Annotated in this window: 29 protein-coding genes; 16 read left to right on the forward strand and 13 right to left on the reverse strand. The window is 64.2% G+C overall.

What is annotated here, in order from left to right:
- Positions 1–54: 54 nt before the first annotated feature.
- The 4 genes from F3H41_RS05010 (at position 55) to F3H41_RS05025 (ending at position 1,689) form a co-directional block, all read left to right on the forward strand.
- Positions 55–534: a hypothetical protein gene (locus tag F3H41_RS05010; protein WP_149737450.1), complete on the forward strand. Its 480-nt coding sequence runs from the start codon at positions 55–57 to the stop codon at positions 532–534.
- Between the two features lie 11 nt (positions 535–545).
- Positions 546–869, forward strand: a complete 324-nt coding sequence (locus F3H41_RS05015; protein WP_149737451.1) for a hypothetical protein — start codon at positions 546–548, stop codon at positions 867–869.
- 39 nt (positions 870–908) lie between these two features.
- Positions 909–1,280, forward strand: a complete 372-nt coding sequence (locus tag F3H41_RS05020) for a DUF4087 domain-containing protein (protein ID WP_149737453.1) — start codon at positions 909–911, stop codon at positions 1,278–1,280.
- A gap of 100 nt (positions 1,281–1,380) precedes the next feature.
- Positions 1,381–1,689, forward strand: a complete 309-nt coding sequence (locus F3H41_RS05025) for a hypothetical protein (RefSeq protein WP_149737454.1) — start codon at positions 1,381–1,383, stop codon at positions 1,687–1,689.
- Positions 1,690–1,703: 14 nt separating this feature from the next.
- Here F3H41_RS05025 and F3H41_RS05030 read toward each other — a convergent pair whose 3' ends face one another.
- Positions 1,704–2,168: an Lrp/AsnC family transcriptional regulator gene (locus tag F3H41_RS05030; RefSeq protein WP_149737455.1), complete on the reverse strand. Its 465-nt coding sequence runs from the start codon at positions 2,166–2,168 to the stop codon at positions 1,704–1,706.
- Between the two features lie 159 nt (positions 2,169–2,327).
- Here F3H41_RS05030 and F3H41_RS05035 point away from each other — a divergent pair, with 159 nt between their 5' ends.
- The gene (locus F3H41_RS05035; protein ID WP_149737457.1) at positions 2,328–3,044 is read left to right on the forward strand and encodes an aspartate/glutamate racemase family protein; all 717 of its coding nucleotides are present in this window, start codon (positions 2,328–2,330) and stop codon (positions 3,042–3,044) included.
- 17 nt (positions 3,045–3,061) lie between these two features.
- Here F3H41_RS05035 and F3H41_RS05040 read toward each other — a convergent pair whose 3' ends face one another.
- Positions 3,062–3,421 carry a helix-turn-helix domain-containing protein gene (locus F3H41_RS05040; RefSeq protein WP_244616123.1) on the reverse strand — a complete coding sequence of 120 codons (360 nt, stop codon included), beginning with the start codon at positions 3,419–3,421 and terminating at the stop codon, positions 3,062–3,064.
- A gap of 201 nt (positions 3,422–3,622) precedes the next feature.
- On the opposite strand from F3H41_RS05040, the gene F3H41_RS05045 reads away from it, so the two are divergent.
- Positions 3,623–4,513: an SDR family oxidoreductase gene (locus tag F3H41_RS05045; RefSeq protein WP_149737461.1), complete on the forward strand. Its 891-nt coding sequence runs from the start codon at positions 3,623–3,625 to the stop codon at positions 4,511–4,513.
- Between the two features lie 306 nt (positions 4,514–4,819).
- Entirely contained in the window at positions 4,820–5,932 is a 1,113-nt protein-coding gene (locus F3H41_RS05050) for a hypothetical protein (protein WP_149737463.1), read from the forward strand.
- Between the two features lie 30 nt (positions 5,933–5,962).
- Here F3H41_RS05050 and F3H41_RS05055 read toward each other — a convergent pair whose 3' ends face one another.
- Entirely contained in the window at positions 5,963–7,090 is a 1,128-nt protein-coding gene (locus F3H41_RS05055) for an ATP-dependent RecD-like DNA helicase (RefSeq protein ID WP_149737464.1), read from the reverse strand.
- A 199-nt stretch (positions 7,091–7,289) separates the two neighbouring features.
- Here F3H41_RS05055 and F3H41_RS05060 point away from each other — a divergent pair, with 199 nt between their 5' ends.
- Positions 7,290–8,348 (forward strand): AbrB family transcriptional regulator, encoded by a 1,059-nt coding sequence (locus F3H41_RS05060; protein ID WP_149737465.1) that lies wholly within the window; start codon positions 7,290–7,292, stop codon positions 8,346–8,348.
- A gap of 3 nt (positions 8,349–8,351) precedes the next feature.
- Here the strand turns inward: F3H41_RS05060 and F3H41_RS05065 are convergent, their stop codons facing one another.
- A complete protein-coding gene (locus tag F3H41_RS05065) occupies positions 8,352–8,711 on the reverse strand; it encodes a type II toxin-antitoxin system PemK/MazF family toxin (protein ID WP_149737466.1) in 360 nt (119 codons plus the stop codon).
- On the reverse strand, positions 8,704–8,973 hold the full coding sequence (locus F3H41_RS21200) for a MazF family transcriptional regulator (RefSeq protein ID WP_188129342.1): 270 nt from the start codon (positions 8,971–8,973) through the stop codon (positions 8,704–8,706). The genes F3H41_RS05065 and F3H41_RS21200 overlap by 8 nt, the downstream gene beginning before the upstream one ends.
- Before the next feature lie 68 nt (positions 8,974–9,041).
- Here F3H41_RS21200 and F3H41_RS05075 point away from each other — a divergent pair, with 68 nt between their 5' ends.
- Positions 9,042–9,887 carry an aldo/keto reductase gene (locus F3H41_RS05075; protein WP_244616076.1) on the forward strand — a complete coding sequence of 282 codons (846 nt, stop codon included), beginning with the start codon at positions 9,042–9,044 and terminating at the stop codon, positions 9,885–9,887.
- A gap of 37 nt (positions 9,888–9,924) precedes the next feature.
- Here the strand turns inward: F3H41_RS05075 and ilvN are convergent, their stop codons facing one another.
- Positions 9,925–10,497: an acetolactate synthase small subunit gene (gene ilvN / locus F3H41_RS05080; protein ID WP_149737470.1), complete on the reverse strand. Its 573-nt coding sequence runs from the start codon at positions 10,495–10,497 to the stop codon at positions 9,925–9,927.
- A gap of 17 nt (positions 10,498–10,514) precedes the next feature.
- Positions 10,515–12,293: an acetolactate synthase 3 large subunit gene (locus F3H41_RS05085; RefSeq protein ID WP_149737471.1), complete on the reverse strand. Its 1,779-nt coding sequence runs from the start codon at positions 12,291–12,293 to the stop codon at positions 10,515–10,517.
- A 295-nt stretch (positions 12,294–12,588) separates the two neighbouring features.
- On the opposite strand from F3H41_RS05085, the gene F3H41_RS05095 reads away from it, so the two are divergent.
- On the forward strand, positions 12,589–14,661 hold the full coding sequence (locus F3H41_RS05095) for an ATP-binding protein (protein ID WP_244616077.1): 2,073 nt from the start codon (positions 12,589–12,591) through the stop codon (positions 14,659–14,661).
- A 3-nt stretch (positions 14,662–14,664) separates the two neighbouring features.
- Here F3H41_RS05095 and miaA read toward each other — a convergent pair whose 3' ends face one another.
- Entirely contained in the window at positions 14,665–15,597 is a 933-nt protein-coding gene (gene miaA / locus F3H41_RS05100; protein WP_149737475.1) for a tRNA (adenosine(37)-N6)-dimethylallyltransferase MiaA, read from the reverse strand.
- On the opposite strand from miaA, the gene serB reads away from it, so the two are divergent.
- Positions 15,596–16,489: a phosphoserine phosphatase SerB gene (gene serB, locus F3H41_RS05105; RefSeq protein WP_149737476.1), complete on the forward strand. Its 894-nt coding sequence runs from the start codon at positions 15,596–15,598 to the stop codon at positions 16,487–16,489. The two genes, miaA and serB, sit on opposite strands and share 2 nt — an antisense overlap.
- 14 nt (positions 16,490–16,503) lie before the next feature.
- Here the strand turns inward: serB and F3H41_RS05110 are convergent, their stop codons facing one another.
- On the reverse strand, positions 16,504–17,004 hold the full coding sequence (locus tag F3H41_RS05110) for a DUF4405 domain-containing protein (RefSeq protein WP_149737477.1): 501 nt from the start codon (positions 17,002–17,004) through the stop codon (positions 16,504–16,506).
- Between the two features lie 201 nt (positions 17,005–17,205).
- Between F3H41_RS05110 and F3H41_RS05115 the strand changes: the two genes are divergently transcribed.
- From F3H41_RS05115 to F3H41_RS05135, 5 genes are all read left to right on the forward strand, one after another.
- Positions 17,206–17,952: an EAL domain-containing protein gene (locus F3H41_RS05115; RefSeq protein WP_149737479.1), complete on the forward strand. Its 747-nt coding sequence runs from the start codon at positions 17,206–17,208 to the stop codon at positions 17,950–17,952.
- Positions 17,953–18,035: 83 nt separating this feature from the next.
- Entirely contained in the window at positions 18,036–18,332 is a 297-nt protein-coding gene (locus F3H41_RS05120) for an antibiotic biosynthesis monooxygenase (protein WP_149737480.1), read from the forward strand.
- A gap of 314 nt (positions 18,333–18,646) precedes the next feature.
- Positions 18,647–20,059, forward strand: a complete 1,413-nt coding sequence (locus tag F3H41_RS05125; RefSeq protein ID WP_149737481.1) for a cytochrome P450 — start codon at positions 18,647–18,649, stop codon at positions 20,057–20,059.
- Between the two features lie 15 nt (positions 20,060–20,074).
- Positions 20,075–21,055 carry a lysophospholipid acyltransferase family protein gene (locus tag F3H41_RS05130; protein ID WP_149737483.1) on the forward strand — a complete coding sequence of 327 codons (981 nt, stop codon included), beginning with the start codon at positions 20,075–20,077 and terminating at the stop codon, positions 21,053–21,055.
- Positions 21,056–21,271: 216 nt separating this feature from the next.
- Positions 21,272–21,778, forward strand: coding sequence for a ferritin-like domain-containing protein (locus F3H41_RS05135; RefSeq protein WP_149737485.1), 507 nt, complete (start codon positions 21,272–21,274; stop codon positions 21,776–21,778).
- 111 nt (positions 21,779–21,889) lie between these two features.
- On the opposite strand, the gene F3H41_RS05140 is transcribed toward F3H41_RS05135, so the two are convergent.
- The 4 genes from F3H41_RS05140 to F3H41_RS05155 all read right to left on the reverse strand — a co-directional run bounded on the left by F3H41_RS05140 (position 21,890) and on the right by F3H41_RS05155 (position 25,785).
- Positions 21,890–22,933: an acyltransferase gene (locus F3H41_RS05140; RefSeq protein WP_149737487.1), complete on the reverse strand. Its 1,044-nt coding sequence runs from the start codon at positions 22,931–22,933 to the stop codon at positions 21,890–21,892.
- Positions 22,934–23,171: 238 nt separating this feature from the next.
- A complete protein-coding gene (locus F3H41_RS05145) occupies positions 23,172–23,519 on the reverse strand; it encodes a cupin domain-containing protein (RefSeq protein ID WP_149737488.1) in 348 nt (115 codons plus the stop codon).
- A 36-nt stretch (positions 23,520–23,555) separates the two neighbouring features.
- A complete protein-coding gene (locus tag F3H41_RS05150) occupies positions 23,556–24,881 on the reverse strand; it encodes an FAD-binding oxidoreductase (protein WP_149737490.1) in 1,326 nt (441 codons plus the stop codon).
- Positions 24,882–24,894: 13 nt separating this feature from the next.
- Positions 24,895–25,785, reverse strand: a complete 891-nt coding sequence (locus F3H41_RS05155) for an ABC transporter permease (RefSeq protein WP_149737492.1) — start codon at positions 25,783–25,785, stop codon at positions 24,895–24,897.
- Between the last annotated feature and the right edge of the window lie 22 nt (positions 25,786–25,807).

Here is a 25,807-nt window from a genome sequence, read left to right on the forward strand (position 1 = left end):
CCTGCACAGGCGCATGAGGATGCGCTAGGACATTGGACATATGGAGAAACACGCATGACCCCTGCCCGCATCCACCCCGCCCGTCGCCGATCCGCATCCTGGCTTGCGATCGGCCTTGCCGCCGTGCTCTTGCTCCCGCCCGTGACCGCCGAGGCCGGCAGCCAGGAGGATGTCGAAGCGCGGATCGAAGCCATGCATGGCAACATGGACGACTTTTGGCAGACCTTCGACGGCCTGCGCGAGAGCGCCAGGGGCCACGACGCGGAAAGCATCGCCGCCTTTGCGGAATATCCGCTGACGGTGAACGCCAATGGCGAGACCTACGACATCCAGTCCGCCCGGGATTTCGTGGATAATTTCGATGCGATCGTGACACAGGATACGCTGGATGCCATCACCGGCGTCGATATCGGCGATCTCCTCGTCAATGGCGATGGCGTGGCAATCGGCGACGGCACCGTCTGGCTCGCGGCCATCTGCGACAATTCCGACTGCTCGGCCACCCACTGGGCCATCACCGCCATCAACAACTGAGGCGGCCGCTCATGCGCAGTCTTCTCGCCCTTGCCCTTCTCATCAATGCCCTGCTCGTCACGATGGCGGTGCCGCCGGTCCGCGCCGCCGACAGCCTGACGCCGCCCTGGGTCGGGGTCTGGGACTGCGAAGTCGCGACCTTCACCTTCACGCCGACGCATTACGATGCCGGGGAAGGCCCCATGCCGATCCGCGCGGCAACGGTGGATGACGGCGTCTGGACGCTGTCCTTCGACGACGACTACCGCATCAACCTCTCCGCCGTGACCAAGACGACGATGGAGTGGCTCTCGCAAGCGAGCGGCGACGGCTTTTCCTGCAAACGCCTGTCCTGACGGGGTATGGCGCCCCAAGGCAGCAATCGAGGTTTTCCCATGAAGTCGCTGATCCCCCTCGTTTTTCTGAGCGCATTGACTTTCTCTGTCATCGCCACCGGCGCTGCAGCTGCCGAAAACCGCTGCGGCTATATCGAAAATCCGACGCCCGGCAACTGGTGGCTGACGGATGCCGATGCGAGCTGGACGATCGGCACCCAGGGCTCCGATGCCTATCCCGATGGCTTCGATCTCGTCCCGGATATTTCGGCCGGCGACTACCGCGCCACCAATGGCAATTACGGCTACGCCTGTGCCTGCATGTCTGTCGACACCGACAGGGCTGACGAGCGCATCACTGCGATCTACAGTTTCAAACAGATCCCGCTGTCGCGCTGCGAGAAGGACCCGGCCCTGAACCGGCCGGAATAGAGACAGCCTGTTTCCAGCGGAACGGCGTGGCGGACCAAAGCAGGTGAGGATGAGGACGAGGATGCCGAAACAGGCATCCGCAACCTCAAGGGAGATCACCATGCTGAAGATTGCATCCACCGCCGTCCTCGCCGGCCTCATCCTTTCCTCAACCGCCCTGCCCGGCCTTGCCCAGTCCTTCGACCGCGGCAACGGCAATGATCGCGGCGGCACCGGTGGTGGGCGCGGCGAGTATTTCTCCGGCGCATCGTCGGCGCCGGTCACCCATGTGCGCGCGCCCGGCCGCATCATTCTGCTGCAGCGCGGCGGCGCATACTGCGCGACCACCTGGGCCGCCCTGCACGACCGCCATGGCAAGCGCAACGCCATCCGCCACTGTGATGACCGTCGCCACATCGACCTCGATTGATCGCCAATCCCTGGTCAGCGGGCGTGTCCAACCGGCACGCCCGTCCCGCTTTTGAGCACCTCCATGGAGATCGACGCCGAGACGTCGAAAAGCTCCACCCGCCGCACGATCTCCTTGTAGATCACGTCGTAATGCTCGACCCGCGGCAGAACGATTTTCAGAATATAGTCGTAGTGCCCCGTCAGCCGATGCGCCTCGGTGATCTCGGCGATCTCGCCGACCGTTTTGCGGAACAGCTCGATCCAGCCGTCCTGGTGATGGGCTGTCTTGATGAGCGCGAAGACGGTTGTCGGCACCCCCATCTTCTCCCGGTCGAGCACGGCGACGCGTGCCGCAATATGCCCGCTTTCCTCCAGCCGCTGAATGCGGCGCGCGCAGGCCGAGAGCGACAGGCTGACTTTCTCGGCCAGCTCCGAGATCGGCAAGGACGCATCCGCCTGCAACAGGTCAAGCAGGCGTCGATCGCGCTCATCCAGCATTGCCATCCTCCATCGTGACGAGAAAGTCGCGCGTAATACGCGTCGACGACAGGAATTTATCGCTTGACCAGCCAAAAGAGAAGCAAACTTTGCAACCCCTTCGCGGCGTGTTCGGGCGATCATCAACCATCATCACAAAGCGCAAAAAGGGGACGCGAGATGAAGACCATTGGACTGATCGGTGGCATGAGCTTCGAGAGCAGCCTCGTCTATTACCGCATGATCAACGAGGCCGTTCGCAGCCGGCTCGGTGGCCTGAACTCGGCGGAAGTCATCCTTCACTCGGTCGACTTCGCCCGCATCGTCGCACTCCAGAAGGCCGGCCGCTGGGATTGCGCCGCCAAGGCGCTGTCCGATGTCGCCCGCGGCCTGGAAGCTGCCGGCGCCGACACGGTGCTCATCTGCACCAACACCATGCACCTCGTCGCCGACGCCGTCGCCGATGCCGTCAGGATCCCGCTGATCAACATCATCGACGAAACCGCCGCCAGCCTTTCCGCCGCCGGCTGCCTGAGGCCCCTGCTGCTCGCCACCCGCTACACGATGGAACACGGCTTCTATGCCGAGCGCATGGCCCGCCACGGCATCGAGATCATGGTGCCGGACGCGGACGGCCGCACCCGCACGCACGAGATCATCTTTGACGAACTCTGCCAGGGTCGGATCGAAGCCGCCTCGCGCGACGATCTTCTCGCTCTCATCGAGACGGCGAAGGCTGCGGGTGCCGATGCCGTTATTCTCGGTTGCACGGAGATCTGCCTGATCCTCGACCCAGCGGCCCTGCCGCTGCCGGGCTTCGATTCCACGGAAATCCACGCCGTCGCCGCCGTCGATTTTGCCCTCGCCGACCGCGCGCAAGAGCGCCAGGTCGCCTGAGGCGAGGAAAGAACGCCTCAAGCGCCGTCGCTGTCGAACCGGCGGCGCGCATCCTTGATCGCGCCGTGATGCTCCACCGACCAGTCGACCAGCACCCTCAAAACGCCGAGGAAGGATTGACCGAGATCGGTAAGGCTATACTCCACGCTCGGCGGTAGCGTCGGATAGACGGTTCGGGTGATGTAGCCGTCCCGTTGCAGGTCACGCAGCGTCTGCGTCAGCATGCGCTGCGAAATATCCGGGATCTGCCGCCTCAGCGCCGAAAAGCGCGTCGGCCCCGCCGCCAGCGACAGCATCAACAGCACATTCCACTTGCCGCCCATGCGGTCCACCACATCGCGCACCGGGCAATCGGACGCGGTGAAGCTCAGCCCCATCACGGTCAGCACCCGCTCGCCGGCACTTTCGCGCACATGCCTGTTCATGGCGGTTCCCTCCACGTAACCATCGCATGATTTTCTGCCTCCTTTACAAGAGGCCGTCAATTCCGAAATAAGACATGGTCTCAAAAAGAGACCAAGGACATTTCGCAAGGAAGACGCAAGCCGCGCTTCCCGGACGCTCAAGAGGAAAGAACCATGGGCAAGACCATTCTCGTCACCGGCGCTTCCGGCCAGTTCGGCCGCCTCGTCATCGAAAACCTGCTGGCCAGCGGCAAGGTCGATGCGAGCGACATTATTGCCGGCAGCCGCCACACCGCCAAGCTCGCCGATCTCGCGGCGCGCGGCGTTCAGACCCGCACTGTTGATTTCGATGCTCCCGCCGAGACGCTGTCCGCCGCCTTCGCCGGCGTCGACACGCTGCTGATCATCTCCACCGATGCGCTGGACGCCAACGGAACACGCCTGAAGCAGCACAAGGCCGCCATCGCCGCCGCCAAGGCTGCCGGCGTCGGCCACATTGCCTACACGTCCATGCCAAACGCCGAGACCTCGCTGGTGACCTTCGCGCCCGACCATCTCGGCACCGAAGCAGCGATCAAGGAAAGCGGCATCCCCCACACGATCCTGCGCAATTCCTGGTACGTCGAAAACCTATTCCTCTCGCTGCCCGCAGCGCTCGCCTCCGGCACCTGGTACACCTCCGCCGGCGAGGGTAAGACACCCTACATCGCCCGCGCCGATCTCGCCGCCGCGGCGGCCGGTGCCCTGCTCATCGCTGGCGCGGAAAGCCGCACCTACACGCTGACCGGCGACAAGGCCTATACGAACCGGGAGATCGCCGCGCTCGTGACCGCCATCACAGGCAAGCCGATCGCCGTCGTCGATCTCGACGACGACAGCCTTGCCGCCGGGCTTTCCCATGCCGGCGTGCCCGAGGCCTTCATTCCCACCTTCGTTTCCTTCGATCGCAACACGCGCGAAAAGCTGTTCGACATCGTCACCGATGACGTTCGCACCCTCTCGGGTCGTGCACCGCAGAGCCTTGAACGCGTGCTCGAAGCCAGCAAGGCAGCTTTCGGCGCCTGAGCATCGCCACGCGTTTGCTGTCTACACTCCCATTCGAGCCCCTCCCGGCGGCGGCCTGTCGCCGGGATTGAATGGTAGAGAGAGAAACCCGTGCAGCGCCCCGGCACGTGCCGGTGCGTTCAACATGCGTCATATGGAAAATGACACTTGTCAAATTCCCGCTGACTGTGCCTATTCTGTGGACGCGAGGGCCAGAAATGGGGATATGCCTATCCTCGTTGCTGCGAATCGACAGACTGTCGTGCGAGGACGCGCACATCCTTGCAGACGTGTCCGCATGTCGGGATCCAAAACGTAGAAAGAGCCATGCGCCAGGGGACCAGGCCAACTCCGGCGGATATCCGCAAAAGCCTCGACCGGGTGTTGTCGAGCAGCGTTTTCTCACGCTCCGAACGGCTGCGCGACTTTCTCTCCTATGTGGTCACGCGGGAAATGGCGGGCGAAGGCCCGCAGTTGAAGGGCTACGCCATCGCCATCGACGTCTTCGGCCGATCCGACGACTTCAACGCCGATACGGATCCGCTGGTGCGTGTCCACGCCGGCAAGCTGCGAAAGCTGCTCGACCGCTACTATGACGAGGAAGCCGGTGACGAAACCTGGCGGATCAGCCTGCCGCGGGGCGCCTATGTGCCGTGCTACACACCGCTGACGCAAGCCACCATTTGTGCAGAGGAAGATGCTCCTGCGCCCGTAGCCGCAAATCCGTTGCCGCCGACCCCGCTATCGGACTGGCGACCGCGGCCGATGTCGTCGCCGATGGCGCTCCTGTCCTTTGTCCTGCCACTGGCGCTGTTTGCACCGCTCAGCACCCCCGCACTCTCTCTGGACGGGGCGCGCAACACCCAGTTTGCGGCGCGACTGTCGCACGGTCTGGCCGATCCGGCGCAGGCGCTCCCCTTCGTCTCGATCGCAGAGACATGGCCGTCCGGCGGTGTCGAGCGCCGGTTCGCTGACGCGATAAGGGCGGCCGCGGTCAATTACCGGGTGCAGGTCTATCCGACGACTGGAACCATCCAGCCGCCCTATGGCACGGTACGCGACATGCGCTTTTCCATCCGCATTCGCACTCTCAATGTTGGCGGCGATCTCGCCGTGGACCTCGTTCACGATCCCTCGCACGACATCGTGGACACCCGGGTGATTTCCGCCGACGCCATCGACACTTCGGCCGACCTCACGTTTGAATCGACCACCCTCGCCGCAAGCTGGCTCAAGGTCACCGGCATGCTGTTTTCCTACGCCGAGAAGGCCGGGCTATCGAGCCCTCTGATGCTGTGCATGACGAAGACCAGCATCTACCACGCAAAGCTCACCAGGGACGCCTATGCCGCCGCCCGCTCCTGCCAGCGCGCGCTGCGCGGCCGCGCCAGCGATGATGCGCCGCTGGTGACCAATCTCAATCTGTTGACGCCCCCGTGACCTCGGGGAAATCGCGGCAATCCTGCGATGTCAGCGCACGATGGTGATCCGCTCGGCGGCGCGTGTGATCGCGGTATAAAGCCAGCGCTCGCGTGTATCGCGGAAAGCCCAGCTCTCGTCGAACAGGACGACGGTGTTCCACTGGGAACCCTGCGCCTTATGAACGGTCAGCGCGTAGCCGTAGTCGAATTCGTCGTAACGCTTGCGGGTCGACCAGGGGATCTCGCCCTCGGTCTCCTCAAAGGCAGCCTTCAGCAGCTTGATCTTCGCCGCCCCGCGATCCATGTCGTCGTCTTCCGGGCGGATCATCAGGTTGATGCCGGGCTTGACGGTTTCCTTGGACGAACTCATCACCTGCCAGAGCGACCCGTTCAAAAGCCCTTTGGCCGGATCGTTGCGAAGGCACACCAGCTTGTCGCCGGATTGCGGATAGTCCGTTGCAAACCCTTTGAGCTCGCGAAGCCGCATATTGTAGCGCCGGCGCGTCTTGTTGGTGCCGACGAGGACCTGGTCTGCCTCGAGCACCAGCGGCTGGGTCACCTCGCCGCGCGGGATTACCTGGGCGGTGCCGTAGTCCCCATGCATGATCTCCTTGCCCTCGCGGACCTGCATGGCAAGCTGGATGATCGGATTGTCGCGCGCCTGCCGGTGGATGTCGGTCAGAAGAAAATCCGGTTCCTCATTGGTAAAGAACCCGCCGCCGGAAACCGGCGGCAACTGGCCGGGATCGCCGAGAACGAGGATCGGCGTGCCGAAGCTCATGAGGTCCCTGCCCAGCGCCTCGTCCACCATCGAGCATTCATCGACGATGATCAGCGCGGCTTTTGCGACCGGCGACTGGCGGTTGATGGAAAACATCGGCGCGACCTGCGTCTTGCCGGTCTCCTCGTTCTCCACCTCTTCCTCGCCGCGCGGGCGATAGATCAGGGAATGGATCGTCTTGGCATTGGAGGCGCCACGCGAGCGCAGCACCTGCGCCGCCTTGCCGGTGAAGGCCGCAAACAGCACTTCCCCATCGACATTCTCGGCAAAATGCTTCGCCAGCGTCGTCTTGCCCGTGCCGGCATAGCCGAACAGCCGGAAGAGCGGCGAACGCCCTTCCTTCAGCCAGCGTGAAACGGCCTTAAGGGCCTCGTCCTGTTGCGGTGCGAACTGCATGGTCGGGACAAGGCAGGATTCGGGGCGATCCTGCAAGCCAAATCGGCAGTTGCGATTGACGCGCAAGATCGCGCTTTGCTCTCCCCTTTCGATCGCGAAGGCCTTAAAGGGGGTGCGGGAGACCAATCCAAGGCGTTGACCTCAATCCGGCAGCAAAGACCGGAGGGAAACGAACCGGCACGGGAAACACGAAGAGATCATGCCCGCAAACGCTCTGCGCTGGATCTGGCTCGCCGTCCTGACGCTCGCCATCACCTTTGGCCTCGAAGCAGTGCAACTGCCCGCTGCCCTGCTCATCGGCCCGATGGCGGCCGGCATCATCATTGCCCTCACCGGCACCCGGCTGACGATGCCCGCCTTTGGCCGCAGCATTGCCCAGGCCGTCATCGGCGTGATGGTCGCGGGAACCGTCACAGCCGATCTCCTCGTGACGTTTTCGGCACGCTGGCCGGTGTTCCTCGCCAGTATCGTTTCCGTGGTCGCCGTCAGCACGCTCAGCGGCTATGTCCTCGCCCGGATGAAAGTGCTGCCGGCAACGACCGCCATCTGGGGTTCCTCGGCAGGCGCCGCGTCGGCCATGGTGGTGATGGCGCAGTCCTACGGCGCCGATGCCCGGCTCGTCGGCTTCATGCAATACCTGCGCATCATCTTCGTCGCGGGCATCGCCGCGGTCGTCGCCAGAACCGTGGGCGGCGTCACCGCCAGCACGCCGGCCCATACCTTCTTCGCGGCACCGGATGTCGTCCCCGCCCTTAACGCCGCCGCCATCGCGATCGGTGGAAGCGTGATCGGCAAGGCAACCCGCCTGCCAGCGGGCCTGCTCCTCGGTCCGCTGCTCCTCGGCGCCGCCCTGCATGTGGCGGGCGTCACCTTCTATGTTCCCGCAATCGTCCTGGCCCTCGCCTATGCCCTGCTCGGCTGGACGATCGGCCTCGGCTTCGATCGCGATGTGCTCCTGCACGCCGGTCGCGCGCTCCTGCCGGTGACAACATCGATCCTTCTGCTCATCGGTTTCTGCGGTCTGCTGGCCTATGCGCTTCACGTCTTCGCCGGCATCGACCCGCTCACCGCCTATCTCGCAACCAGTCCCGGCGGCATGGATTCCATCGCCATCATCGCCGCCGCCATTGACGTGGACGTACCCTTCATCATGGCCCTGCAAACCGCACGCCTGCTGGTTATCATGGCGATCGGCCCGAGCCTCGCCCGCCTGCTCGCCAACCGTCTGATCCGCCGCGATGCCTCGTCCGGGCAATGAGTGTCAGCCGGAAGCGGATACTTCGAGATCGAGCAGCCGGCCGACATAGCTGCGCATGAGGGTGACAATGTCGATGGGGAGCGTTTCGACGTGGCGCAGGACACGGGCCTCGTGGTCGAGGAAACGGACCTGATCGGCGAGAATCATGCCTCTCGTCTTGAAGCCCCCGGGGATGGACACTTTAGTGGGCCAAGGAGTCATGTTCTTCGTAATCGGGCACACGATCATGCGCTTGGAGACCTCGTGCATCAGCGCATTGGAAATGACCAAGGCCGGGCGACGGCCTGCCTGTTCGGTACCGAGCGCCGGATCGAGATTGAGGATGACCACGTCGCCCGCACGATAGACAGCCACGTCATTCATGATCGTAGAAGCGCTCCGAGCCGACGTCCGGACCCCAGTCTACCGTTGGCGGCTCATTCTCCGGACCAAGGCGACGAATTTCGGCCACAATATCGGCCAGCGACGGCGCGAGCTTCGGGCGGGCGGTCTCGATCATGCCGCGACCATCGCGCACGACGAAGTCGACAACATCCCCGGCCTTGAGGCCGAGCTTGTCGAGCTCCGCCTGCGGCAGGCGGATAGCGGGGGCGTCGTTCGACAGAGATATCATGACCTTTGTCATTGCCGGGCTCCTTCTGCGCCCTTTATATCATGGTCCGACCCATGAAAAAGAGCCGGAAGGAGCATGGCATGCCGCGGAGCATTCCAGACACCGCACTGCCGGGAGGGCTCTCCCTTCCCATTCTCGGCCTCGGCACCTGGGCGATGGGGGAACGGGCCGAAGCTGCTGACCGCGAGGTGGAGGCGTTGCAGCGTGGCCTCGACCGGGGCATCACCCTCATCGACACGGCGGAAATGTATGGCGATGGCGGCGCCGAGGAAGTGGTGGCGCGGGCCATTGCCGGGCGACGGGAGAAAACCTTCATCGTCAGCAAGGTCTACCCGTGGAACGCCAGCAGCACGGGCACCATCACCGCCTGCGACGACAGCCTGCGGCGCCTCAAGACGGATTGCATCGACCTTTACCTGCTGCACTGGAGAGGTAGCCATCCGCTTGCCGAGACCGTTGCGGCCTTCGAGGCCCTAAAGGCTGCGGGCAAGATCCGCGCCTGGGGCGTTTCCAATTTTGACGTCGCCGATATGGAGGAACTGTTCGCGGTCGAAGACGGCGCCAACTGCGCGGCCAATCAGGTCATGTACAACCTGACCCGGCGCGGGATCGAATTCGACCTCGTGCCCTGGTGCAGGGAGCGCGGCTTGCCGGTCATGGCCTATTCGCCGATCGAACAGGGATTGCTGGCACGCCACCCCGACCTCGTCCATATGGCGAAAGCCTACCAGGCAACGCCGGCGCAGCTCGCACTCGCCTTCGTCATCTCTCAGCCCGGCCTGGTCGCCATTCCCAAGACATCCGATCCGCACCGGGTGGAGGAGAACGTTGCGGCGCTCGACATTGCGCTCACCGTCGAGGACCGGCGGGTGCTCGATGCCCTCTTCCCGCCCCCGCAACGAAAAATGCCGCTGGAGATGGTCTGATCTCCAGCGGCACGATCTCGTCAGCGCGAAGACGCGGTCACATGCCCTGCGGACCGCGGTTCATGGCGGCGATGCCCGTGCGGCAGATCTCGTTGAGGCCGAGCGGCTTCATGACCGAGACGAACTGGTCGATCTTAGACGACTTGCCGGTGATCTCGAAAATGAAGTGATCGACGGTCGCGTCCACGACCTTGGCATGGAAGGCATCGGCCAGACGCAGCGTCTCTGCCCGGGTCTCGCCCGAACCGACCACCTTGACCAGCGCCACTTCCCGCTCGATCGGCCGCTCCTGCCCCAGCATCCGGGCGCGGACCGTCAGATCAACGACGCGGTGCACGGGCACGATGCGCTCGAGCTGCGCCTTGATCTGCTCGAGAACACCCGGCGTACCCCGCGTCACGATGGTAATGCGCGACAGATGCGCCTCATGTTCGGTTTCCGAAACCGTCAGGCTTTCGATGTTGTAGCCGCGACCGGAAAAGAGGCCGATGACCCTGGCAAGGACGCCCGGCTCGTTATCAACCAGCACCGAAAGCGTGTGGCTTTCGACCGACTGCGTCTCCTTGGCGATGAAATAGGCCGAACCGGTCGGCTGTAGCTGTGCGTTCATGGTCTTGTTCCTCCCGGTCAGACGAGCTGACGGCCCTTGGCATCGATGGCATTGGCAACGGCTTCGTCGGTCGCCTCGTCCGGCAGCAGCATCTCGTTATGCGCCTTGCCCGAGGGGATCATCGGGAAGCAGTTGGCGAGATTGGCCACGCGGCAGTCGAAGATCACCGGCGCCTTGGTATCGATCATCTGCGTGATAGCCGCATCGAGATCCTGCGGCTTGTCGCAGCGGATGCCGACGCCGCCATAGGCTTCGGCGAGCTTCACGAAATCAGGCATGGCTTCGGTGTAGGAGTTCGACAGGCGGTTGCCGTGCAGCAGTTGCTGCCACTGGCGTACCATGCCCATGTACTGGTTGTTGAGGATGAAGATCTTCACCGGCAGATTATACTGCACGGCACAGCTCATTTCCTGGATGCACATCTGGATCGAGGCATCGCCGGCGATGTCGATGACGAGGCTTTCGGGATGGGCGACCTGCACGCCGATCGCCGCCGGGAAGCCGTAACCCATGGTGCCGAGGCCGCCCGAGGTCATCCAGCGGTTCGGCTGTTCGAATCCGTAGAACTGCGCAGCCCACATCTGGTGCTGGCCGACTTCGGTGGTGATGTAGGTGTCGCGGTCCTTGGTCAGCTCGTAGAGACGCTGGATCGCATATTGCGGCATGATGACGTCGTTCGACGGCGTGTAGGAGAGCGACTTGCGCGCCCGCCAGCGCTCGACGCTCGTCCACCAGTCATCGAGGCGGTTCTTGGCCAGATCCTTGGCTGCGGAGCGCCACAGCATGACCATTTCCTCGAGCGCCAGGCCGACATCGCCGACGACGGGGATATCGACGCGCACGTTCTTGTTGATCGAGGAGGGATCGATATCGATGTGGATCTTCTTCGAGTTCGGCGCAAAGGCATTCAGGCGGCCGGTGATGCGGTCGTCGAAGCGCGCGCCGATGCAGACCATGACGTCGCAGTCATGCATGGCCATGTTGGCCTCGTACGTGCCGTGCATACCGAGCATGCCGAGCCAGTTCTTGCCCGAGGCCGGATAGGCACCGAGACCCATCAGCGTGGAGGTGATCGGGAAGTCGGTGATCTCGACGAGGTCTCGCAGCAGCCGCGAGGCCTCGGGTCCGGAATTGACGACACCACCGCCGGAATAGATGACCGGCCGGCGGGCGGTGCGCATCAGTTCGACCGCTTCCTGGATCCGCCTGTGATCGGGCTGCTTCTTCGGCTGATAGCTCGACTGGATGGGCGAGACCGACGGCGGCGTGTAGGTCCCGGTGGCGAACTGAACGTCCTTGGGGATATCGACGACCACGGGACCCGGACGGCCGGACTGCGCAATGCGGAACGCCTCATGAATGGTGCGGGCGAGTTCGTTGACGTCCTTGACCAGCCAGTTGTGCTTGGTGCAGGGCCTGGTGATGCCGACCGTATCGCATTCCTGGAAAGCATCCGAACCGATGAGCGTGGTCGGAACCTGGCCGGAGAGGCAGACGAGCGGGATGGAATCCATCAGCGCATCTTGCAGCGCCGTGACGACATTGGTCGCGCCCGGACCGGAGGTGACGAGAACGACGCCGACCTTGCCGGTCGACCGGGCATAGCCTTCGGCCATGTGGCCGGCGCCCTGTTCGTGCCGGACGAGAATGTGCTGGATGTCGTCCTGCTGGAAGATTTCGTCATAGATCGGCAGCACCGCGCCGCCCGGATAGCCGAATATATCCGTGACACCATTGTCCTTCAGCGCCTGGAGAACGATCTCCGCGCCCGTCATCTGCATTTCCGTCCCGCTCATCGACCTGTTTCCGTCCATTGTTCTGTTTCCGGCTCTGCTAGCGTGTTTCAGGGCATAAAAAAAGGCCCCGTCAGGAGCCTCGTTTCGCGCATGGGTGGCTGTCGCCGGATGGTTATACCATCCTGCCCATGCGCGGTCCCACCACAAGAATGTTTGCGAAAATGTTCATGGCCGACACCCGTAACGGCAAATTCGGCATTCGTCAACGTTTGTCGCGCCAATGCCCTGCTTTGGGACGGCAACCGCTTGTTAAATGAACCGTTGTACGGTTCCTTCGGAGCATAAGAGGTTTGCCTTGACGGACAGGACAGAGGGTGACGCTGGAGCGACCGAAGCGGAGCGTCGGGATACGCTGGCGCGCGGCAATCGCTTTCTCGGGCGCGTTGTTGCCTGCGGTGGGTCGCGCGCGACCATTGCCGCTGTTGCCGAGCATGGCGAGACCTCGCTGACGGAACTGTGGTCTGTCGGCCGCCTGATTTCCATTTCCGTCGGGACCCGCCGCGTGGTGGCGCTGGTCTCCTCCATGCGCACGACGAACAACGACTGGGGCGAAGACGCGGACAACGTCTTCGCCATCGAAGTGGAACTGATGGGAGAGGTCCAAACCGGCCCCGGCGGGCGGGCGGAGTTTTCCTCCGGCATTTCCCAATATCCGTATCTAGGCGCGATCGCGCACCGCATCCGCGTCGGCGATCTCGCGACGATCTACGATACGGGCCTTGCCGATGTCTGCACCATCGGCAAACTGACCCAGGACGAAAGCATCGCCGCGACCATCCACATTCCCTCCATGCTGTCGAAGCATTTCGCCATTGTGGGGACGACCGGTGTCGGAAAATCCACGGCCGTCACGCTCCTCCTGCACAAGGCGATCGAGGCAGATCCAAAGCTGCGGGTGCTGATCCTCGACCCGCACAACGAATTTGCAGCCGCCTTCCCACACCATGCCGTGGTCATCGAGACCGATACGCTCGACCTTCCCTTCTGGCTTTTCAAGCTGGAGGAGTTCGCCGAGGTCGTCTTCCGCGGCCGCCCGCCCATTCCCGAGGAGATGGATATCCTGCGCGAAGCGATCCCGGAGGCAAAGCGCGCCTTCCGGGGCGGCAACGATGCGGGCAATATGCGCCGGCAGGCCGACAAGACCAATTATACCGCCGACACCCCCGTGCCCTATCGCATGGCAGATCTGATGGCGGCCATCGACGAGCGCATCGGCAAGCTGGAGGGGCGGCAGGAAAAACCGTACCTGCGCGCCTTGAAGGCAAAGGTCACGTCGGCGATCAACGACCCGCGCTTCCGCTTCATGTTTTCCACCAATACGATCACGGATACGATCGTCGAAGTCCTGACCCGCATCTTCCGAATTCCCGGCGATGGAAAACCGGTGACGACATTCCAGCTGTCCGGGATTCCCTCCGAAGTCGTCAATGCCGTCGCCTCGGTGCTGTGCCGCATGGCCTTTGACATCGGCCTTTGGAGCAATGGCGGCGTGCATATGCTTGTCGTGTGCGAGGAAGCCCACCGCTACATCCCGGCCGATCCCAATCTGGGCTTCTTTCCAACCCGCCAGGCCATCGCCCGTATCGCCAAGGAGGGCCGCAAATACGGCGTCTCGCTCGGCATCATCACCCAGCGCCCGGGCGAACTCGACCCGACCATCCTGTCGCAGTGTTCGACGGTCTTCGCCATGCGCCTTGCCAATGAGCGCGACCAGGAGATCATCCGCTCGGCCCTGCCGAATTCCTCGGCCTCCACCACCAGCTTCATCGCCTCGATCGGCAACGGCGAGGCCATCGCCTTCGGCGAAGCGGTGCGCGTGCCGATGCGAATGCGCTTCGACCGCGTCAGCGAAGACCTCCTGCCCCGCGCCAGCGTCAGCCGGCACGAGCGGCAGGCATCGACCAATTCAACGGTGGATCTTGCCACCATCGTGGGTCGCATGCGCGCAGCCGGCGGCATCGGCGGGCCGGATATCTCGGCGTTCCAGAACAGCTATATGGCCGCGACAGGATTTGAGCAGCACGACGATGATGTTGCCTTTCACGACCACGGCGAGGAGAGCAACGAGGTCGCCACCCTGCCCTCCTACCGCCCGGCGATGCTCCCGCGCGAGCCCTCAGCGCCGCCGCCACGCAGCGGGCAGGATCGTTTTGAACAGATCCGCCGACAGATCCTGTCCGAGAGCGCGCATCAACCCGCAGAGCAATACACTGCGCCGCCAGCCGACCCCGCTGCCGCCACTCAGCGTCAATCGCCCTACGCCGTCGCCCGTCCGGATCCCGCCGGCGACCCGCCCCAGCGCGTCGAAATATCCTCACTGCGCGAAAGCCTGATGAAAAGGCCTCTCGGCGGCTTCTTCAGCAAATAGTCCTCACAGCGCAAGGGCGTTCCGGAGGGCAACCGCATCCGTCGGATCGATCCGCTGCCAGTCCTCGCCCATCTGGTTGCGGAACCAGGTCATCTGCCGCTTGGCATATTGCCGCGTCGCCGTTGCCGAGAGCGTGGCCGCCTCGGCCGTGGAAAGCCGGCCCGCCAGCATCTCTCCGATCTGCTGAACGCCGATCGCCCGCATCACCGGCCTGTCCGCCGGCAGCGCCAGCGCCTGCAGGGCCCGCACCTCCTCGACCGCCCCTTCGTCCATCATCTGCAGAAAGCGCCGGTCGATGCGCTCGTACAGTGTCTCGCGCGGCGGCAGGGCGACGAGCTTCAGGGCACGCGCGGGATCGACGACAACGGGCCCGGCCGCCGCCTGAAAGCTGGAGAGCGGCCGGCCGCTGGCCTCGAACACTTCGAGCGCCCGGACAATGCGTTGCGCGTCGCCGGGGGCAAGCCGCGCCGCGGTTTGCGGGTCGGCGTCACCAAGAACCCGGTGCAGCGCTTCGGACCCCTCGCTCTCAAGCCGTGCCCTGAGCGCGGCGCGCAGTTCAGCGGGAATGTCCGGCATGTCCGAGAGACCACCGGTCAGGGCGCGGAAATAGAGCCCGGTGCCGCCGATCACGATGGGCAGGCGTCCGTGCGCACGGATCGCGGTCAGCGTCTCTGACGCCTCCCGCAGCCAGGCACCCGTGGAATGGACCGCGGATGCCGGAACATGGCCGTAAAGATGATGTGCGATCCCCTCCATCTCCGCCAGGGAGGGTCGCGCCGTCAGCACCCGAAGCGTATCGTAAACCTGCATGCTGTCGGCATTGACGATCTCGCCGCCCTTTGCTTGCGCCAGACGAAGTGCAAGCGCCGACTTGCCGCTCGCGGTCGGCCCCGTTATCAGGATCGCATCGAAATGATCGTCGAGGTTTTTCATCATGGCTCTCGTTGCCACGCTTGTCGCCGCTCCGTCAAACCCCGTGCTGACGTCGGCCCTTGGCGAGGCGGCCGCAGCAAGCGTCGCGGCTGCCGGCCTCTACTGGCTGGCCGATGGCATCGCCTGTGACATCGCCCTGAAGGACGGCGCCGACGCCGCCACCGCAGAAGAGGCCCTGCGCGCCGCCGTGGCCGGCCATCCCGTCGACGTCATCGTGCAGGAGGCCGACAGCCGGCGCAAGCGACTGCTGATCGCGGACATGGATTCCACCATGATCCAGCAGGAATGCATCGACGAACTCGCCGCCGAGGTGGGCCTGAAGGAGAAGGTCGCGGCCATCACCGCGCGCGCCATGAACGGCGAGATCGCCTTTGAGCCGGCCCTCATCGAGCGCGTCGCACTCTTGAAGGATCTTCCCGCCGCCGTTGTCGGCGAGGTCATCGAAAAGCGCATCACGCTGATGCCCGGCGGCCCGGAGCTTGTCGCCACCATGCGGGCGCGTGGCCACTATACCGCGCTCGTCTCCGGCGGCTTCACCGTCTTCACCGGTCCGGTCGCCGCGCGCCTCGGCTTTGACGAAAACCGCGCCAACACGCTGATGGTCGAAGACGGGAAGCTGACTGGCGAAGTCGCGCGCCCGATCCTCGGCCGCGAGGCCAAGGTCGAAGCCCTCCTCGATATATCCGCCCGTCTCGGCATTGCGCCTGAAGACGCCATGGCCGTCGGCGACGGCGCCAACGATCTCGGCATGATCAAGCTCGCCGGCAGCGGCGTTGCCCTGCACGCCAAGCCGGCCGTCGCGGCGGAGGCGAAAATCCGCATCGACCACGGCGACCTGACCGCCCTTCTCTACATCCAGGGCTATCGCCGCAGCGATTTCGCAGCGCCGGACTGAGTTGCCAGCAAGAGTCAGTTGCCGGCCGGTTTCACGCCGGCGAGCGTGGCGATCATGGCATTGTTGTCCTTCGCGGCCTCGCTTGCGATCACCTCGAAGCTCTTGCCTTCCGCAGCACCCGCATAGCCGGCCGCAATCAGCAAAGCCACGATCTCGGCCGCCGGCACGTCCAGCACCGGCGCGAGTTCTGCCGGCGTACCCTTCAGCATGGTGCGCGAGAACTGCACATAGGGCGGCAAGGTCCGCGAACTGCTGTCGAGGAAGAAGGGCACCGTCAGGGCCACGCTGATCACGATCGCAATGATCATCGGCGTGCGCTTGAAATAGGCCATGAAGGGCCGCCAGTTGCGCCACAGATGCAGCACGAAGGGCGCAATCAGCAGCATGCTGAGCCACTCATGGATGCCCTTGAGCGGGCCGCCGATCTTCACGAAAAGAAAAACGCCGGAAATCAGCGAAATGATGAAAAGGCCGGTGGTCAGCGGCGTGGCGTAGCGCAGGAGAAGGTCTTTCATGGAAGTGGTCCAATTCTTGAGTGTCCCAGCTATCTTGCCGACCGACATCTCCAAGAAAAGTTAAATATTAGAAAGATTCCAATCTGTGCAGACATTTCTCCCGTTGCGCGTGCACGTCCCCGGAGAGGGACACAGTTGATAACGAACAAGTTACAAGATAGCCTTGTTAAGATATATCGAAGATAAATCGGAGTCGTCCGCATGAGCTGCTCTTCCTGTGCGAACGGCACAAAGTTTCCCATCGACATCACCATGGCCTTCCAGCCGATCGTCGACATCAACACCGGCAAGCCCTATGCCCACGAGGCGCTGGTGCGCGGCGTGAATGGCGAAGGCGCCGGTGCGATCCTCTCTCAGGTCTCCGACACCTCGCGCTATGCCTTCGACCAGACATGCCGCGTCAAGGCGATCGAGCTGGCGGCACGCCTTGCCATTGCCGACAGCGAGGCAAGCCTCTCGATCAACTTCCTGCCCAACGCCGTCTACGAGCCCCGCGCCTGCATTCGCGCCACGCTTGAGGCCGCCACCACCTTCGGCTTTCCGACCAACCGTATCATCTTCGAATTCACCGAGACGGAGCAGGTCGATCCCGACCACGTGCTGAAGATCCTGCAAGCCTACGCCGCCATGGGCTTCCAGACCGCCATTGACGATTTCGGCGCCGGCTGGTCGGGCCTCGGCCTGCTCAACAACTTCATTCCCGACATCGTCAAGCTCGACATGGCCCTGATCCGCGACATCGACCAACGCTCCCACGCCCGGACCATCGTCTCGCACACCCTGCGCATGCTCGAGGAACTCGGCATCGCCGCAGTCTGCGAAGGCATCGAGACGCAAGGCGAATATCAGGTGCTGCGCGATCTCGGCGTACGCTACATGCAGGGCTATTTCTTCGCCCGGCCGAGCTTCGAGGCGCTGGCTGAGATCGCAATGCCGAAGGCGGGCTGAGCGCGCCTGAGCCGATTGACGCGTCGGCCACCGCCCGTTACCACGGGGGCACCGCTTGTACGGCGACGGGAGGACAAACGAACATGCTGATCCAGTTGGTCACGATACACATCAAGGACGGCAACGACGCCGAGTTCCTGGAAGCCTTCCGGATCAATTACGAGGGCACGCGCCAGGAGCCGGGCAATATCCGCTTCGACGTCCTGCGCGATCAGGCCAACCCCAACACCTTCGTGATCTACGAGGTCTTCGCCTCCGCCGAGGCCGTGGAGGCGCACCGCGCCACCGAACACTACAAGGAATGCATGCGCCGCCTCGACCCGATCCAGGCGGCGCCCCGCAGCAAGCTCCTCTACGATGCGGAAATGGGCGATTTCTGAGCGCCTGATCCTGGCGCCCCCGGCGCGCAGCCCACAATCTGCCGCAGCCCGCCCTGCCGCGAACCTCTTCTCGTTCCCGCCCGTCATCTAAGCCAGCAAGCCGGAGTTGAAGGGCAGCGCCTGCGGCTCGCGCACGCAGCCCTTGGGCCGACAAAATCGTGTCATGAGCGGCCAATCTGCCCATCCACGCCGGGGCGGGGCTTGCGGCGAAGAACATTCGGCGGCAAACGTGACGCAACACGCGGGTTGGGGAACCCGCAGAGATTGTCGCGCGGAAGGCTCGCTGCCTCCTGCCGCGTAGCTGTGGGGCCCGCATGCACCTTTCCTTCCGGGCCACGCCGCCGGCCATTCTTGAAACCATGGGTCACGGCGCTTTCGAGCCGGCCCACCCGGCACCCATGACCGGGCCCGGCCGCGACTATCTCCGCCTCTACCGTCTGGCACGGCAGGACTATCTCAGCGTCTTCCGCGAAAACGACTACCACACCCGAAACTCGCAACTGCGCGGCTTCGGCCGGCAGCTCGTCACCGTCAACGTTCCAGACGACATCAAATATGTGATGGTGACGCGCCACGACAATTTCGAGCGCAAGGCGCCCGCCATGCGCCGGGCGCTGGAGCATCTGTTGGGCGACGGCCTCTTCATCTCCGATGGCGAGACCTGGAAATGCCGCCGTCCGATGGTCGCCGACATCGTTCACAAGGGGCGCATTCCACAGTTTTCCCGGCATATGGAGGAGGTCTCGCAAGCCCTCGTCACGCGCTGGGCGGGCCTTGCCCCCGATGTCACCGTCGATGCGCTCGCCGAGATGGGCGGTCTGACGGCCGAGATCATCGCCCGCGCCGTCTTCGGCGACGATATCGGTCCGGATGCCGCCAACGAGGTCGTCTGCGGCTTTACGAGCTTCCAGAGCGTCGTCGACAACATCAACCTCGCCTATGTCGCCGGCTTCGACAACGGCATTCCGGTCGTGAAGACCCCGCGCCTGCGCCGCGCCATCAGGCGGGTGCGGGCCGTCATCGACCGCGTCGCGGCCAATCACCTCGGCTCCACCCATGGCGACGGCTCGATGATGGACCTTCTGGTGCGCCGCCAGAAGAAGAACCCCGAGCTTGGCCTCGATCTCGCTGCCCTGCGCAACGAGGCCGCGACCATCTTCATGGCGGGTCAGGAAACCACGGCGGGGACGCTGACATGGATCTGGTATCTGCTGGCCCACGCACCCTGGGCCGAAGAGGCGCTGCACGGCGAGATCGACCGCGTCTGCGGCACCCGCACGCCAACGCTGCAGGATGTCGCCAGCCTCGACTACACCCGTGCGGTCGTGGAAGAGGCGCTGCGCCTTTATCCGCCGGTGCCGCTGCTCGGGCGGCAGGCGCGCGAAGCGGATCGCATCGGCGGCATCGATGTGCTGCCGGCCGGTCTCGTCACCATCTCGCCCTGGCTAATGCACCGCAATCCGGACATCTGGGACCGCCCGCATCACTTCGTGCCGGAACGTTTCCTGGGACCGGGCCGTCCGGCGCCCTATACCTACTTCCCCTTTGCGATTGGGCCACGCATCTGCGCCGGGCTGCAATTCGGTCTTACCGAAACCATTCTGTGTCTGGCGATCCTCGCGCAACGCTTTAGATTGCGCATGGCGCCGGGCGTCAGGGTGCGGCCGGCCGCACGACTGACGCTGCGACCCGTCGGCGGCATGCCGATGACCGTGCATTCGCGCTGAAAGCAGGCTTTGACCATGCGAACCACGGACAGGACGGCCGGTCTCCAGACGCGCAAGGCCTTCGTCTGGCAGGAAGAGACCCCGCCCCGCCTGGCCGATCTGATGGCCGGCGGAGACCGGCGGCGTGACTTCTGGCGCTACTGGGTCAGGGATACGCTGCGCGACTTTCCCAAGCGCCTCAGTCATTACGGCCTGCGACCCCTGCCGGCGCGCGTTGCCTCCGCGCTGGGTGCCCTGCACTACGGCATCCTCGGTCGCTATTATCCCGGCATCAGCCGGCGCATGCGGGACAATGCGGCACGCATCGCCCCGGAGCGCGATCCGGAGGCCGTGATGGTCGCCAACTGGCGCAACAAGGGCCGGCTGATGGCGGAATTTTCCGTCCTGCCTCGGATTGCCGCCGGAAACGGCGTCACCGTCACCGGCGCGGAACACCTGCGAGCGGCGCGCGCCCGCGGTCCGGTGGTCATGCTGGCCCTCCACCTCGGCAACTGGGAACTGATTTCCCCCGTCATGCGCGGGCTGAACGTGCCTTTCGCCACCTTCTACATGCCGCCCGAAAGCCGCTTCGAGCACCGCACCGCCTGCCGTATCCGCCGCAATTTCGGGGCCGAGCTCCTGCCGCCGGGCCTCACGGGCGTCCGGCCCGCACTCAAGCGTCTGGCTGAGCCCGATGGCGTGGTGATCATCTTCGGCGACGAAGGTTTCGACGGGCGCATCATGGCGCCCTTTTTCGGCCGCCCGGTGCATCTGGCCGGCAACCTCGCCATCGCGGTGCGCCTTGCCCGCCATGCCGGCGCCTCCATCCTGCCGGTCCACGTGATCCGGGAGGATAGCGCGCGGTTCGAATGCCGGATGCTGGAGGCCATCACGCTCGACCATCAGGCCGGGGCAAACGCTTCCCTCGGCCCGGAGGTGGAGCGCCTCAATGCGGTGATCGAGCCCGTCATCCGCGCCCATCTCGACCAGTGGTTCTTCCTCGACCACCGATTCTAGACGCTTTTTCCTCAACATGAAAAAACCGTCGGAACGTTTGCGGATGACCCCGGTTAGGCGGCCTGAGGAACGGTTCGTGTCAACCGGACGCGGCAGGGATGGTGAACGTGGCGGTTTTTCCGGTTTCACGCCATGGCCAACGAAACGGCAGACGAGCGCCCCACCTGTCCGGACCGCCCTCACCCGAAGAATTTGTCATCCGACAAGGAGATTCCCGTGGCTACCAAGACGCTGAACGACCTCTTCTACGACACGCTGAAAGACATCTACTATGCCGAGCGCCAGATCCTGAAGGCCCTGCCGAAGATGGCCCGCGCCGCCAGCGACGAGAAGCTCAAGCAGGCCTTCCTGCAGCACAAGGAGGAGACCCAGGGCCAGATCGAGCGCCTGCAGCAGGTCTTCGAGATCATCGGCAAGCGCGCCCAGGGCAAGACGTGTGAAGCGATCCAGGGCATCATCGCCGAAGGCGAGGAAATCATGGAGGAATTCAAGGATACGCCTGCCATCGACGCCGGCCTGATCTCCTCCGCGCAGGCGGTGGAGCACTACGAGATCGCCCGCTACGGCACGCTGAAGGCCTGGGCCATGCAACTCGGCCACAAGGAGGTCGTCTCCCTGCTCGACGCCACGCTGAAGGAAGAGAGCAAGACGGACGAGAGCTTGACGCAACTGGCCGAAACGGCCGTCAACGCCGCCGGCGAAGGCGCCCGTAAGGCCGCCTGAGGCGAAACGGAAGACCAGGAATCGCGTTGGTCGACACGACGCGCAATGCGAGGGGGTGGCCAACGGGAGACGGCCACCCCTTCGTCTCTTCCGTTTTGCTGGACGCAGCGCTCAGGCGGCGGCGGGCGTCCTGCGGCTCGAGACCATCTCGGTCGCCGGTTTTTCCACGAGGTGGTAGATCAGCCAGCCGACGAGCACGGCGGCGGCGACGGCAAACAGCATGTAGCTCAGCCACGCCGCCACCGATCCACTCCAGCCCATGCCGCGCCAGCCCTGCGCCACTGCCGACAGGACGAGGCCGTGGGACAGGTAGAGCGAGTAGGAACAGTCTCCGAGACGGGACAACACCGTCAGGCGCGGCAGAGCACCAGCCCTTTCGATACCGACGAGACTGAGCATCATAATGGCTGCCGGCAGCCCGTGCAGCAGCCATCGGCCGTCCCCAAGTTCAAGGTTGCCCGTTCCGATGACGACTGCAAGACTGAGGATGAAGAGCCGCGCCAGCGCGCCGTTGGTGAAATTCACCGAGGACGCCATGTATCCGGCGATGATGCCAAGGCCGAATTCGAGGATAATCGGTGATGTCCAAAAAGCGAGCGCGCTCGCCTGCGGCCGGAAGACGAGGCCGGCCAGCACGATTGCCACCAGAAGGGTCGGCACGACGCGCAGCCGCCAGATGGTCGGCATCCACAGGCAGGCGCCAAAAACCGCGTAGAAGAACATCTCGTAATTCAGGGTCCAGCCCGGCACGAGAACCGGTGCCACAATCGTATCGCCCGGCATGAGGGACGGTATGAAGAGGTAGGACGCCACCGTATGCCACAGGGTGATCTGCGTCGATTGCAGCGCACTCGGCACCAGGAGAGCGACGAAAACGATCGCCGCTGTCATCATCCAGTAGAGCGGTGCGATGCGGCGAAGCCGCCTGGCGTAAAAGTCGATGAGGCCCACCTTTCGGTCAGCCGTCGTCTGCCACATCACGAAACCGCTGATGACGAAGAAGAGATCGACGCCGCTTTGCAGAAACTGCGGCCACCAGCCGTCATATCCCATGCGGGTCAGTTGCACATGCAGATGAAACAGCAGCACGGAAAAAGCCGCCGCGCCGCGCAGCACATGTATCGATCGAAAGTAGGCCCGCCCGGCCGGCTCCATGGCATCCCCCGCTCGGCGCCTATCTCAGCACGGAGATACCACGGGCTTATTGAAAAATATCTAATGAATGTACAGTCTTACGAAGATTTTGGAAATGCGCTATGGCTGGACGATGTCCTGAATGCAAATGACCCTGCAGAAGAGGGATGGAGCGAAGCGGATACGCGCCGCGGGTTGGGCACGGCGCGCACCGGGACGGGATGGGGGACGGCTGTCCCTGTCCCGTCCAACCGGTTGATCAGGGCTTCGGAATGACCGTCGCCAGCTTCCGAAAGGGCGAGAGGATTTCCAGCCGGCTCGGCACGCCCTTGGCAATGGACACGATGGTGCCCGGACCGATCTTGACCGGCGTCTCCTCGGCCTGCGAATAGATGGCCTCGCCTTCCACGACGACGAAGGTCTCTTCCAGATCGCGGCCCGGATAATTGTAGATGCCGGGCTCGGCCTTCCAGACGGCGACGATCGTGCCGTTCTCGACCGGATCCTGCCAGATCGGCCGGCGATAGGAACCACCATCGCGCCCCTCGGCCGGCATGGCGGGCGTCAGGTCGATGTCGTCGGCGATGTTGTAGATGGGCATGCTCATTGCGGCAGTCTCCTTGGGTTTATCTCTTAAAAGAGGTCAGGCATGCGGCGGCAGCGCCGCCCCCGAAAGACGGGTCGCGAGATTGTCGCGGATCCGGTAGTAGCGCAGCGTCATGGCCGGGCCGAAGGCCATGTAGAAGGGAGCGGCCTTCAGCGGCTCCAGCTTCAAGGCCAGCTCATTCTCCGGTTTGTCCAGCGCCCATTCCGACAGGATCGAGCCGAGCATCGAGCCGGTCGGCACGCCGCGGCCGGAAAGGCCCGTCAGTGCAACGACGCCGGGCGCGAGATCGTAAAAGCGCGGAACGGTCCGGTACTGCATGTCGAGTTCGCCGAACCAGAAATAGTCCCACCGGATCTCCTCGCGAATCTCGGGATGCAGCCATGTGAGACGCTCGCTCATCACCTGCCGCGTATAGGCCATGTCGCGCCCGCGCCGGCCCATGGGGAACATGGAGGCGACGATCCGCCCTTCGGCGTTGTATTTGTAGACGTAGATGTCGCCGCGCCCGTCATGGATCGTGGTGTTCTGCGGCAGCACGCTGCGGCGCGTTTCCTCCGACAACACCTGCGTCGCCGCCACGAAGACGCGCTGGATCTTGAAGGTCTGGTCGAGCTTCGGCCAGCCCCCGACGGTGTAGGCACCGGTGGTGAAGATCACCTTGTCGGCGATCACGGCACCGCCCGCCGTGCCGACCTTCCAGCCGCCACTCGCGTCGCGCTCGCAGGAGGTTGCGGCAGAGCCGGTGAAGATCGTCGCCCCCTCCTGGAGGACAGCCCGCGCCAGCCCGCGCGCATAGCCGAGCGGGTTGAGATGACCTGCCTCCTCGTGCAGCCACCCACCGTGAAAGCGGGGGCTGCCGGTGATCGCGGCCACCTCGTCGCGATCGAGGACACGCGTCTTCGCGCCGACCGCGTTGTAGGTCTCGACCTTCTTGCGGATATCGGCCAGCGCACCCTTGTAGGGAGCGCCCATCACATAGCCGTTCTGCACCCACTCGCAGTCGATCTGGTAGTCGCGCACAATGGCGGCGACCCGATCGTTCGCTCGCGTCTGGCGTTCGATCAGCCGTTCCGCCCACGGTTGCCCAAGCATCCTGCGCAGCTCCGGCAGGCCGTAGTGGGTAAAAGTCGGCGTGCAGTGGCCGGCATTGCGGCCCGAACCGCCGAAGCCCGCCTCCTCCCGCTCCAGCAGCACCACGCTGACGCCGGCTTTGGCAAGCTCCAGCGCCGTCGTCAGCCCGGCATAACCCGCACCGACGATACAGACATCCGCCTTCACCGTGCCCTCGAGCGTTTCCGTGCGCGGGGCGGCGACGGCCGTCGCATACCAGAGCGTAGCGTCGAAGGGCGAAAACCGCGTCATGGCACCCTCCCCCTCAGTTCAGGTCGCTGCGCGCATCGAGCGCATCGCGCAGGCCGTCGCCGATGAAGTTGAAGCTGGTGACGGCCAGCGTGATCGCCACACCTGGCACGATGGCAAGCCAGGGTGCCTTGTCGAGATATTGCTGGGCGCCATTCAGCATGTTGCCCCAGCTCGGCAGCGGTGGCTGGATGCCATAGCCGAGGAAGCTGATATAGGCCTCCAGCAGGATCGCCCGCGCCACCGTCAGCGTCGCCGCCACGATGATGGGTCCAACGGCGTTGGGCAGAAGCTCGCGGAACATGATCCAGCCGTTCGGCAGGCCGAGCATGCGCGCCGCCAGCACGAAGTCGCGTTCGCGCAACGAGCGCACCTCCGCCTCCACCAGACGAGCGATTTCCATCCAGCTCGTCACCGCGATGATGACGGTGATCATGAAGGGGCTCGGCTTCACGAAGGCCGCAAGCGCCAGAAGCAGGAAGATGCTCGGGAAGGAAAGGAAGGCATCGACAAAGCGCATCAGCACCGCGCCCACACGCCCGCCATAATAGCCTGCGACGACGCCGATGACGGTGCCGATCAGCGTCGACAGCACCATCGCGAAAAAGCCGACCAGCAGCGAGATGCGCCCGGCATTGAAGAGCCGCGCCGCGATGTCGCGCCCGAGCGGATCGGTCCCGAAGATGTGGGAGCCGGTCAGCGGCGGTGCGAAACGGGCGCGCAGATCGATATAAAGCTCGTCATAGGGCAGCAGATAGGGCCCGACGACGCAGGCAAAGATCAGGACCGTGATCATCACGAGGCCGACGACGGCCAGCTTGTGGCGGGCGAAGCGGCGGACGGTGCGGCTCTGCCACCAGTGGGCACTGGCCGGGGCTGCGGAGGTCGGAAGCGTGGCTGCGGACATGGATCTATCCCTTCAGACAGGT

It is taken from the genome of Rhizobium sp. RU20A (genome assembly GCF_900155885.1).
GTDB lineage: Bacteria > Pseudomonadota > Alphaproteobacteria > Rhizobiales > Rhizobiaceae > RU20A.

Coding starts and splice junctions, on each gene's coding strand:
- F3H41_RS05065 (WP_149737466.1), bottom strand. CDS start 8,711: ATGAATGACGTGGCTGTCTATCGTGCGGGCGACGTGGTCATCCTCAAT.
- F3H41_RS21200 (WP_188129342.1), bottom strand. CDS start 8,973: ATGACAAAGGTCATGATATCTCTGTCGAACGACGCCCCCGCTATCCGC.
- serB (WP_149737476.1), top strand. CDS start 15,596: ATGGCTCTCGTTGCCACGCTTGTCGCCGCTCCGTCAAACCCCGTGCTG.
- F3H41_RS05145 (WP_149737488.1), bottom strand. CDS start 23,519: ATGAGCATGCCCATCTACAACATCGCCGACGACATCGACCTGACGCCC.
- F3H41_RS05020 (WP_149737453.1), top strand. CDS start 909: ATGAAGTCGCTGATCCCCCTCGTTTTTCTGAGCGCATTGACTTTCTCT.
- F3H41_RS05140 (WP_149737487.1), bottom strand. CDS start 22,933: ATGGAGCCGGCCGGGCGGGCCTACTTTCGATCGATACATGTGCTGCGC.
- F3H41_RS05045 (WP_149737461.1), top strand. CDS start 3,623: ATGGGCAAGACCATTCTCGTCACCGGCGCTTCCGGCCAGTTCGGCCGC.
- F3H41_RS05040 (WP_244616123.1), bottom strand. CDS start 3,421: ATGGGGCTGAGCTTCACCGCGTCCGATTGCCCGGTGCGCGATGTGGTG.
- F3H41_RS05125 (WP_149737481.1), top strand. CDS start 18,647: ATGCACCTTTCCTTCCGGGCCACGCCGCCGGCCATTCTTGAAACCATG.
- F3H41_RS05130 (WP_149737483.1), top strand. CDS start 20,075: ATGCGAACCACGGACAGGACGGCCGGTCTCCAGACGCGCAAGGCCTTC.
- F3H41_RS05115 (WP_149737479.1), top strand. CDS start 17,206: ATGAGCTGCTCTTCCTGTGCGAACGGCACAAAGTTTCCCATCGACATC.
- F3H41_RS05060 (WP_149737465.1), top strand. CDS start 7,290: ATGCCCGCAAACGCTCTGCGCTGGATCTGGCTCGCCGTCCTGACGCTC.
- F3H41_RS05035 (WP_149737457.1), top strand. CDS start 2,328: ATGAAGACCATTGGACTGATCGGTGGCATGAGCTTCGAGAGCAGCCTC.
- F3H41_RS05075 (WP_244616076.1), top strand. CDS start 9,042: ATGCCGCGGAGCATTCCAGACACCGCACTGCCGGGAGGGCTCTCCCTT.
- F3H41_RS05085 (WP_149737471.1), bottom strand. CDS start 12,293: ATGAGCGGGACGGAAATGCAGATGACGGGCGCGGAGATCGTTCTCCAG.
- F3H41_RS05055 (WP_149737464.1), bottom strand. CDS start 7,090: ATGCAGTTCGCACCGCAACAGGACGAGGCCCTTAAGGCCGTTTCACGC.
- F3H41_RS05120 (WP_149737480.1), top strand. CDS start 18,036: ATGCTGATCCAGTTGGTCACGATACACATCAAGGACGGCAACGACGCC.
- F3H41_RS05025 (WP_149737454.1), top strand. CDS start 1,381: ATGCTGAAGATTGCATCCACCGCCGTCCTCGCCGGCCTCATCCTTTCC.
- miaA (WP_149737475.1), bottom strand. CDS start 15,597: ATGATGAAAAACCTCGACGATCATTTCGATGCGATCCTGATAACGGGG.
- ilvN (WP_149737470.1), bottom strand. CDS start 10,497: ATGAACGCACAGCTACAGCCGACCGGTTCGGCCTATTTCATCGCCAAG.
- F3H41_RS05110 (WP_149737477.1), bottom strand. CDS start 17,004: ATGAAAGACCTTCTCCTGCGCTACGCCACGCCGCTGACCACCGGCCTT.
- F3H41_RS05030 (WP_149737455.1), bottom strand. CDS start 2,168: ATGCTGGATGAGCGCGATCGACGCCTGCTTGACCTGTTGCAGGCGGAT.
- F3H41_RS05015 (WP_149737451.1), top strand. CDS start 546: ATGCGCAGTCTTCTCGCCCTTGCCCTTCTCATCAATGCCCTGCTCGTC.
- F3H41_RS05050 (WP_149737463.1), top strand. CDS start 4,820: ATGCGCCAGGGGACCAGGCCAACTCCGGCGGATATCCGCAAAAGCCTC.
- F3H41_RS05150 (WP_149737490.1), bottom strand. CDS start 24,881: ATGACGCGGTTTTCGCCCTTCGACGCTACGCTCTGGTATGCGACGGCC.
- F3H41_RS05155 (WP_149737492.1), bottom strand. CDS start 25,785: ATGTCCGCAGCCACGCTTCCGACCTCCGCAGCCCCGGCCAGTGCCCAC.
- F3H41_RS05010 (WP_149737450.1), top strand. CDS start 55: ATGACCCCTGCCCGCATCCACCCCGCCCGTCGCCGATCCGCATCCTGG.